The following is an 8,539-nucleotide window of genomic DNA, read 5'->3' on the forward strand; positions in this document are numbered from 1 at the left end:
CGCGCTCTTTCCCAAGTTGGGAAACCCGTTCGGCCCCTCAGGCCGTGACTCGTGATTAGGTAACCCTTAGCCTCTATAATTTCCGGAATAGAGGGCAGATTTGATCATGGTCTGAGGCGGCTCGCGTGGGTCCCCGAGTCGGCCGTCGGCGCCCCGGCCCCTATACGGATGTCTTCGCCGGGGCGGGCTGGTCATCCAGGACGATCACCGCAGAGTCGGAGTGGTCGCCGTCTGCGGGTTCGACCCGTTCCAGCGCCGCGCAGATCGCCGCCTCCGTCCGCTGCCCGATGGCCTGCTCCAGGGGAGACCAGTTGCCGATGACCCCCTGCGACGTTCGGCAGAAGCTCAGGAGGGCTGCCAGGGAGCTGCCCGAGAGGGGGACGACGATCATGCCGTTGCCCTCGTTGCTGATGTCCTGGGCGGCCGGGGCGCGGAACACCCGACCGGGACCGTGCGAGTGCCGCTCCCCGGCCACGGCGTCGGCGAGGTAGGCCCAGGTGTCCTTGTGGCAGCGCAGCCTGGCCAGCCCGACGCCGGCGGCGTTCACCAGGTCCTGCTGCTGGCGTGCTTTGCGTGCGGTGTTCCTGAGGTGCTGCTCGTATTTGCCGTTGTCCCTGCGGAACCAGTCCAGGACGCCCAAGGGGTTGCTCCTCCGGTTCGGTCGGCCGGATCACCACCGGCAGACACGAAGTGTCACCTGTCGAGAGCTGATTGTGTCGTCTCTGCCGGTGCCGGTTTGGCAATCAGGTAAGAACCCTCCTCCAGGGCCTGTCGTATCTGCCACCGCACCGCCGACAGTGCGCGTGGAAGAGCGCGGAGGAGGGCGAGAACGAGGTGGCAGGCTCGGCCGACTGCTCGCGGCCGTCGATCCGCAGGAACAGCTGTGGCTGCTCACAGCCGCAGGCCGGCTTCTGCTCCGGCTCCTGGCCGCCAGTCCGGTGGCGCGGCACCCGGCAGGCTGCGCGTGTGCTCCGGTTCTCCTCCGCATCCGCCAGGACCGCCTCCGTTCGCTGGTCCTTCGGTCGCTTGGGTGAGCCGTACGCCCACCGCTGGAAGCGTTTCATCGTGAAGTCGTCATCGAACAACAGCAGCAGCCCGGCCAGGAGCAGGTACGCCTGGCCGCGGGTCAGCGCGCGCTTCGGGTTGAGAACTGCGACCGGCACGCCCTCCGGGTCCAGTAGCGGTACCCCGCCCGCCCAGCGCGGATCGTCCAAGCTCCACCCGACCGTCGCCGCGACGCCGTGCGCCTGCGCAAGGTGGGCGATCGCCCGCGCCACCTGCGGGCAGCCTACGACCTTCTCCCGGGCCCTGGCCGCCGCCGCAGTGCCGCGCACCGCATCCTCGGCCTTCATCGCCTGGAACCGCTGGCGTTCCCGGCTGACCTCGTTCAGCTCCCGCACCTGGGCGCGACGGGCTTCCAGCCGGCGCTGACTCGCCTCCCGCTTGCGCTGCCGGGCGGCGTCTTCGACTGCCTGGGCCGTCCGCTCTCGCTGCAGCTCCTCCAGGTACGCCCGCTCGGCTGTGATGTACGCCGGTGCCGTCCACACCACCTTTAGCTCCCGCAGCTCGTACTCGAGCCGTACTTGCCGCTCGTGCGCTACCACCCGTCCCGCGAACACCCACCGCAGGAAGTCCGCCAGCGTCGGCGGCGCGACCACGTCCCAGGACCAGCGGCCGAACCGGACCAGCCCCTCGACCACGCCCAGCGGACCGCCCTCCTCAGGCCGGCCCACCCGTACCGAGGGCACCGTGCCAAGCCACGGCGGCTTCGGCCGGTCGCTGAACCAGCACGCGGCCACCCCGTGCTCGCGCATCCGCTCGGTCCGGGCCCGGATCTCGTCGTTGGTGATCGGCGAGAGCTGCGCCTCCAGCGCGACGCGCCAGGAGCCGTCCGGAGCACAGGCCAGTACATCGGCCCGCCACGATCCGTCCGGCGCCCGCACCTCCAGCTCGGCGTGCGCCCCGGCATCCCGGGCCGCGCTGAGCAGCTCCAGCTTGAGCAGGTGGTGCGCCTCCGACTCGCCATCGCGCGCGATCTCGCAGTCCGGAGCGCCGGGATCGTGGGCGAAGAACCGCACACCCCTCGGGGACACCTTGGGGTGCACCGGATGCCGGCACTCGTCACACGCCAGCGGCGCCCGCGGCTGGACGCTGTGCACCTGCTCCCAGGACCGGCCGCAGCCCAGGTCAGGCAGGTGGGCGAAGACGACGCCCCATCGTGCGTGAAGAGCCTTGAGTGCCATCAGAACCTCCCGACCGGCAAGTTCCCACCCTCGTCTGACAATCCGTCACGAATGGCGTAACGGTCCAGAGGGCCTCTCCCCCGTTCGGCTCGATCGCGCGTGTCGGATGAGCGGATCGGCAGTCGGTGGCTCGGGCCGTGCGCTATGGTGACCGGTGGGCCGACTGCAGTAGGCCCCGGCCTAGCCGTCCGGCCCGTGACCGGACAGGCGTCGACAGCCCGAACCTGCTCAGCGGTCGATCTGCAGCCCTCAAGTCCACCGTGGTTCGCCCCCTGCATGTCGGCGCGCCCGGGTCACGGGACCGGTGCGCGCGAAGGGCTGGCCATGGGCGAGAAGGACCGGAAGCTGAAGGCGGCCGCGCGGCAGCGCAAGGCCGACATGGAGGCGCTGACCGGGGAGCCGTACAGCTACCAGACGGCGCTGAACGAGGTGAAAGCCGAGTATGAGCGCGGCGTCCGCCCCGGCGACAACGACCTCTTCTTCGTGGTCGACTTCCCCCCGCGCATCCTCGCCGGAGCCGATCCCTGCCCCGCCTGCCACGGCACCGGCCTGTCCCGCGACCAGTACGAGGACGAGGTCAACGGCGGCCTCCGACTGCTCATTGACTCCGCCTGCACCACTTGCTGGGGCTGTGGCCGCACGGAGCACGAGACGCGATGCATCCCGGGCGACCATGCCACCGACGACCCGCACGACATCGAGGAGTACCAGGAGTTCCGGAACCGCAACGCCGAGGAATGGGGCGATGAACTGGCGGATCCCTGCCCGTCGTGCCGGGGCCGACGCTATTGGTGGTCCCAGTCGATCGATGAGGAGGCGGCCGAGGAGGCACACCGGCAGCTGATGGCCCGCGCCGCCCTGGCCGGACATGGTCCGGAACAGGTGCAGGGCGCTCTGGCCTTCGGCGAGCTCGACGACCTCCTCGGCCGGGGTGACACGGAGCTGGCCATGGCCGGCCTGCAGTACCTGCGGATGCCGTGCGGGTGTACGGAGAAGGAGGGGAAGCGGGTACGCCGCGCCGATCTCACTCACCGCCCCGCCCTGGAAATCACCGGACAGGTTCCGGCGCCGCGGGGCGGCGGATACACGTACGAGCGGCGCGTGAACACCTGGTTGTACCGGTTCACCGGCTGTCCCCACCTCGGCGACGACGTCCCGGACCTGCAAGGGCAGGCCGGGGACGACCCGGGCGAGGTCATCATGGCAGAGCGCCGGCGGCCACAGGCCGGAGGGATGATCGACGGCTTCGTCCTCCTCGACCGCCGCGACGGCACCGCCACCTACCGCTGGGTGGCCGCCGGCTCACCGGAAGAGGTCCTGCCGCAGATCCTTACCGCCATCGGCGAGGCAGCTGCGCCGGGCGGGCCCGGTGAATCCCCCTCACGCTACGGGTGAGGGCGGCGTCCCGCTCACCCGCCTCGCCCCCAGCAAGGCGGCGGCACCCGGGCCCGCTCGGGGGTTCGGGCGCCGGGGCCGCTAACTCTACGTTGCCGGACGCGCTCACCGGCGGCGCGTCAGGCTACGCCGTGGCGGCGTGACCGGACGGGGCGTCCGGCCCTCTCCCGGCCGAGCGGGCGGTGACGCTAGCTCTCGCCCACACAGGCGTCGTCACGCGGGGCCGAGCCCGACGCGGCCGCAGGAGCCGCGCAACCGGCGCTCGTCGGCGAGCGGGTCCCGGAAGGTGAAGCGGCTGGCCACCCGCAGCACCGATCGCGCTCTCCCCGCTGCGCCGGCCACGGGGAGCGGCCGGTGACCGCCCGCAACGCCGATCCGGCGCGTCCGGCCGGACGCCGGGATGTGGTGCTGCGGATCGCCCTGCGGAGCATCCCGGCCCCGGAGCCCTACCTCTGACCCCAGCCGCAACCCCGTGTCGCCGCTGAGCGGCCGTCCTCTGGGCTGGGCGTCCGGTCCGTCCTCACGGATGCGCTGCGTAACTGAACGCTTGACAAGCCCCAGTGCAGGTAACCCGATGAGCTGCCTCCACGCTCATTGGACGAGGGCTCACCACTGATGTCCGAGGTCCGGAAAGAGCCGCGAGCCCTGCGACAACGTTTCGATTCGGCGACTGGTGCGGCTGAGGATGCCCATCGCCCTGGGCCGAAAGAGTCAACAATTTCATGCATCTCAGTCGTTGAGGGCCAGGTTCACCGCAGCGCCGAATGAGGACTTCCCCCGGACATACAGGAGAGGTGAACGACAGTCAGACGGCAGGAAGCGGACAGATACGCCGAGGCCGCACCAGGATGCGCGAGCATCCGAAGTGAAACGAGCACTGCCAGATCAACACATTCGGATCCTTTGTCCGGACACGTGTCCGGGTGTCTGCCGACGCGGGACACAAGCCGGCCCTCGCTGTCCGCGTTGACGACCGTCAACGAGCCGCTGACGGCAAGTGCCCGTCCATCTCCCCCTCGCAGACGCGGGGAGGACGACCGGAAGACGCGTGTCTGGACACCCGGACAGGAGTCCGCCCGGCACAGGACACAAGTCCATGCTTGGTGAGCGCTCGTTCGTACCTGCTGAGCGCTCGGGTACACCCCATGAACGCTCGCCCGTACCTGCTGAGGGGCCGGGTACACCCCATGAGCGCTTGCCCGTACCTGGCGGACCAGCTCTGAACCGTGCGGCCGTACGGCGAACCGGCCCTGAACCGTGCGGCCGTACGGCGAACCGTGCGCTGTACGGAGAACGGCCGTACGGCGAACCGTGCGGCCGTACGGCGAACCGGCCCTGAACCGTGCGGCCGTACGGCGAACCGTGCGCTGTACCCGTTGAAGCCGCCGCTGTACCCGTTGAAGGCGGGGCCGTACCCGTTGAAGCCGCCGCTGTACCCGTTGAAGGCGGGGCCGTACCCGTTGAAGCCGCCGCTGTACCCGCGAGCGCCGGGCGGACAAGCCGAGAGCGTGTCCGAACCCGCGGTCCGCCGGCGCGGGAGACAGCCCGTCCTCGGTGTCCGCGCTGACGGCCGTCAGCTAGCGACTGACAGGGAGCTGAACCAGTTCACCTCCTCCCCGCGGATGCGGGGAGGACGGACCGAGTAAGCGTGTCTGAGGAAGTGTGTCCAAGGGAAGAGGGAGTCTGTCCGAGATGGAAGCAAGAGAGAAGACACGTCGATGATGCGCTTCATCGCATCAGTGATACGTCTGGATGATGCACTTCGTTCGATGAACAGCAACCGATGGGTAGGTTCTCTGTTGAATCTATTCGCTTCGAGTAACGGAACTTGCGAGTCTTCTCTGAAGAGAACTCGAACCTAAGGAAGCCCGTTATTAGAAGGTTCGGCGATGTTCCTTGGTCCGAAAGACGTACTGGAAACATGACACTTAATAGTGGCTGGTGTATGCTTCTCGGCATCAAGCAACGGACTGGACGTTGGTCCGAGCTTCTTCAAACCCAGGACGACGGAAACGCAAAGTCACGAAGTCCGGGCATAGTGAAGGCCCCCCGCGCCGTCTCGTGAGGTCAGACGCGGAGGGCCCGGATCACCGAGTGTGACCCTGCCTTGAGCCTGACCGTTGCCGCGGTCGGGCTCATCGCGTTCTGGCGGCTACAGCGCGTGGTGCAGCTGGAGCAGCCAGTAGGTGGCCTGGGCGACCGCGGCGATGAAGCCGAGGGCGATGGTCCCCCTACGCATCAGGGTCCACACCGGCTTGCGCCGCCGCTTGGGCGGCCTGCCACCGGTGGGTTCCAACTCGAATCACCTCCTTCTGTGGACAGGAGGGATCACGGAGCGATCAGCATTGCTGATCGCCGTCGTAGACATTACCAGAAGGCAACGGCCATTCTGCGGGCCTGGAAGCCGCCCGAACGGCAATGACGGGTGTGCCTCACCCGCAATCACCGTCCTTATATGCAGCATTCTCGGATTCGACGAGGCACGGTTCTTGCATTCGCCCAGGTCAGTCCGGTGAAGCGATGCTTGCAGGGAGCAGGTCCGGAAGTCACTATTTTTCACAGGTCCGGGGCGGGGTCCCGAGTGCCGTCAGCGGATGCGGGGCCGGACCGGCCAGCTCGCGGGAGGTGGGGCCGCTGGACTCCGGCGGAAGGTAGACCGAGCTGTCGGCCGATCGTCAGCCCCTTCGGCGGCGGGGAGTTCGCTTGGTGACCTGCTCCACCACGGCGGCCCACTGCGGGTCGGCCTCGCGAATCCGCCGCTGCCACCCCTGCTCGCGCAGCACCGGCAAGCAGTGCGCTACCTTGCGGCTGGGTCAGAGGTAGGACTCCGGGGCCGTCCCGGCCTGCACCGCGACGCTCGGCACCGGCGGCGTCGGCGCGGCCCTGCTCCACGGCACCGTCCCGGCAACGTCCCCGCTCGTCTGGCCGCTCGTCGTCCTTGCCCCCGGCTCGATGCTGTACGACGTTGGGCTTCGCGCTCAGCGCCGCCGCGACCGCTGACCGGGGCCGAGCGTGGGTGGGGTTACCCAAACGGGGCGCTTGGGTAACCCCACCTACGGTGCAGGCGCGGCTGATCCCGCCAGCTGCGCCCTGGTGCTCGCTGGCGTATACGGTCGGCTGATGCACCCTGGTGACCACCCCAGTCCCGACGAGGCCATCCCCGGCATGGCCGGTCTGCGCCCCCGGCGCCCAGCCGTGGAAGACCTAGTCGATGACGCCCTTGACGCCACCGTGCGCACCGGCAGCCCTGCGATCGTACGGGTCCTGCTCGAAGAGCTCGCGGACCGCGGCGACGATGCGTTCTGGGAGGCGGCTGCACTTCTTCTCGGTCTTCTGGCGACCCGGCCGGTCTACGGGCTGGCGGAGCACCAGGGCGTCGAACACCTGCGGCAGGTCGCGCGGACGGCGGACCCCATTACGTCCCTTGTGCTGTTGCTCCAGAGTGTCCATCGCGCCGACGGCGCTGCTGCGGCCCATGATTCCTGGCAGCAGGCCCCTATGGAGCTCCGGGGCCCTGCTCTGGCCCAACTCCTCATCTCCGTCGCCTACGCGATCGGCACGGGCGACGGGCGGCTCGACCCTCAGCGAACGGTACGACTCATCCGGGCGGTCATCATCGACGCTCCCTGAACGCCCGGTCCCACCGTGCGATGGCAGGCCCGGGGAAGGCGTCCAACCCCAGTTGTAGAGCCTTGATCATCTGAGGTTTGGCCAGGTGCACGCACTTGGTCGAACATTTGTTCTATGTCCACGTATCTGCCCCACCGCCCCACACCGCCTGGCACCGCCGGTAGCTGGCGCGACGCCCGCCGGGCCCCCGCGGACGAAGTCGAACAGGCCGCAGGACGTGAGAGGGCCGCCTGGTCCCCGGCCGTCATCCGGGTTGGTGGCACTTGGATTGCCGCCATCGTCACCGCCTGGCGCCCGCTCGAGAACGGCCGCTGGGCCGCACGCGTCATCTGGGGCCCTCCCGAGACCCGCGAATGGATCATCCGGACCCCCGGAACCCTCCGCCCCGCCGAGCTGCGCGCCGCCCTGCCCGACGACGAGGGCGCCCGGTGAACGCCACCCCGCTCAAGATCGTCGCCGGTGGCAGCGACCAAAGCGACCGGCTCGCCGAGTTGCTGGAATCCACCAGCCTGGAGGCCCGGCGGCGCCGCTTGGAGGCCACGACCCGACCCGTCCTACCCGCGCTCGCCCCGCTGTTGCCCGACCGGCTCCCCCGCGGCGCCGCCGTCGAGGTGATCGGCGACCGCTATCTACTGATGGCGCTCGCGGCTGGCGCCGTGCAGGACGATCCCACCTTGCGCACCGCGCTCGTTGGACTCGGCGACCTCGGTATCGCGGCCTTCGAAGGGCTCGGCCAGCCGCTCGACCGGTTGGCAGTCGCGGACGACCCGGGCCCGCACTGGGCCGAGGTGGTCTCTCTGCTCGCCCGCGAGGGTGCATTCGGTGTCGTCCTGCTCCAGCCGACCACTCCCGCTACACCCCGCCAGATCCAGCGACTCCACGCCCGCCTGCGCGAGCACGGCACGACCCTGCTCGTCGCCTCCCCCTGGCATGGCGCCGCCCTGCGCCTGACCACCAGCGACCCGGCGATCACCGGGCTCGGGGACGGCTGGGGCGCGATCGCCAGCCGTACCGTCACCGCGCACTGCACTATCGGCACCCGAACCCGCTCCCTACGCCTGCAGCTGCCCGGCCCGGACGGCACCGCGCAGCCCCTTGCGGCAGCCGAGCCCACCGCCCGCCGGGCCGCCACCGCGTAGTCCAGCGTGCCGCTTACGGCCACTGGCAGCACCGTGATGAATTCATCGGGTCATATGAGAGCCACTGCTTCGGCGTGAACGGGAGCCAGGCGTAGGCCGTTCGTGGCGGTGATGTACTCGACCGTGGCAGGT

At 69.6% G+C, this 8,539-nt stretch carries 7 protein-coding genes; 4 read left to right on the forward strand and 3 right to left on the reverse strand.

What is annotated here, in order from left to right; genetic code table 11:
* Positions 1-160: 160 nt before the first annotated feature.
* The gene (locus P3T27_RS39570) at positions 161-640 is read right to left on the reverse strand and encodes a hypothetical protein (RefSeq protein ID WP_280686215.1); all 480 of its coding nucleotides are present in this window, start codon (positions 638-640) and stop codon (positions 161-163) included.
* A 103-nt stretch (positions 641-743) separates the two neighbouring features.
* Positions 744-2,243, reverse strand: coding sequence for a competence protein CoiA family protein (locus P3T27_RS39575; protein WP_280686216.1), 1,500 nt, complete (start codon positions 2,241-2,243; stop codon positions 744-746).
* Between the two features lie 195 nt (positions 2,244-2,438).
* Here P3T27_RS39575 and P3T27_RS39580 point away from each other — a divergent pair, with 195 nt between their 5' ends.
* Entirely contained in the window at positions 2,439-3,638 is a 1,200-nt protein-coding gene (locus P3T27_RS39580; RefSeq protein WP_280686217.1) for a hypothetical protein, read from the forward strand.
* A 2,152-nt stretch (positions 3,639-5,790) separates the two neighbouring features.
* Here P3T27_RS39580 and P3T27_RS39585 read toward each other — a convergent pair.
* A complete protein-coding gene (locus P3T27_RS39585; protein WP_280686218.1) occupies positions 5,791-5,934 on the reverse strand; it encodes a hypothetical protein in 144 nt (47 codons plus the stop codon).
* 824 nt (positions 5,935-6,758) lie between these two features.
* On the opposite strand from P3T27_RS39585, the gene P3T27_RS39590 reads away from it, so the two are divergent.
* The 3 genes from P3T27_RS39590 (at position 6,759) to P3T27_RS39600 (ending at position 8,407) form a co-directional block, all read left to right on the forward strand.
* Positions 6,759-7,268, forward strand: coding sequence for a hypothetical protein (locus tag P3T27_RS39590; RefSeq protein ID WP_280686219.1), 510 nt, complete (start codon positions 6,759-6,761; stop codon positions 7,266-7,268).
* Between the two features lie 114 nt (positions 7,269-7,382).
* Positions 7,383-7,700 carry a hypothetical protein gene (locus P3T27_RS39595; protein ID WP_280686220.1) on the forward strand — a complete coding sequence of 106 codons (318 nt, stop codon included), beginning with the start codon at positions 7,383-7,385 and terminating at the stop codon, positions 7,698-7,700.
* A complete protein-coding gene (locus P3T27_RS39600; RefSeq protein WP_280686221.1) occupies positions 7,697-8,407 on the forward strand; it encodes a hypothetical protein in 711 nt (236 codons plus the stop codon). Before P3T27_RS39595 ends, P3T27_RS39600 begins: the two co-directional genes overlap by 4 nt.
* Positions 8,408-8,539 lie beyond the last annotated feature (132 nt).

Source organism: Kitasatospora sp. MAA19 (genome assembly GCF_029894125.1).
Taxonomy (GTDB): Bacteria; Actinomycetota; Actinomycetes; order Streptomycetales; family Streptomycetaceae; genus Kitasatospora.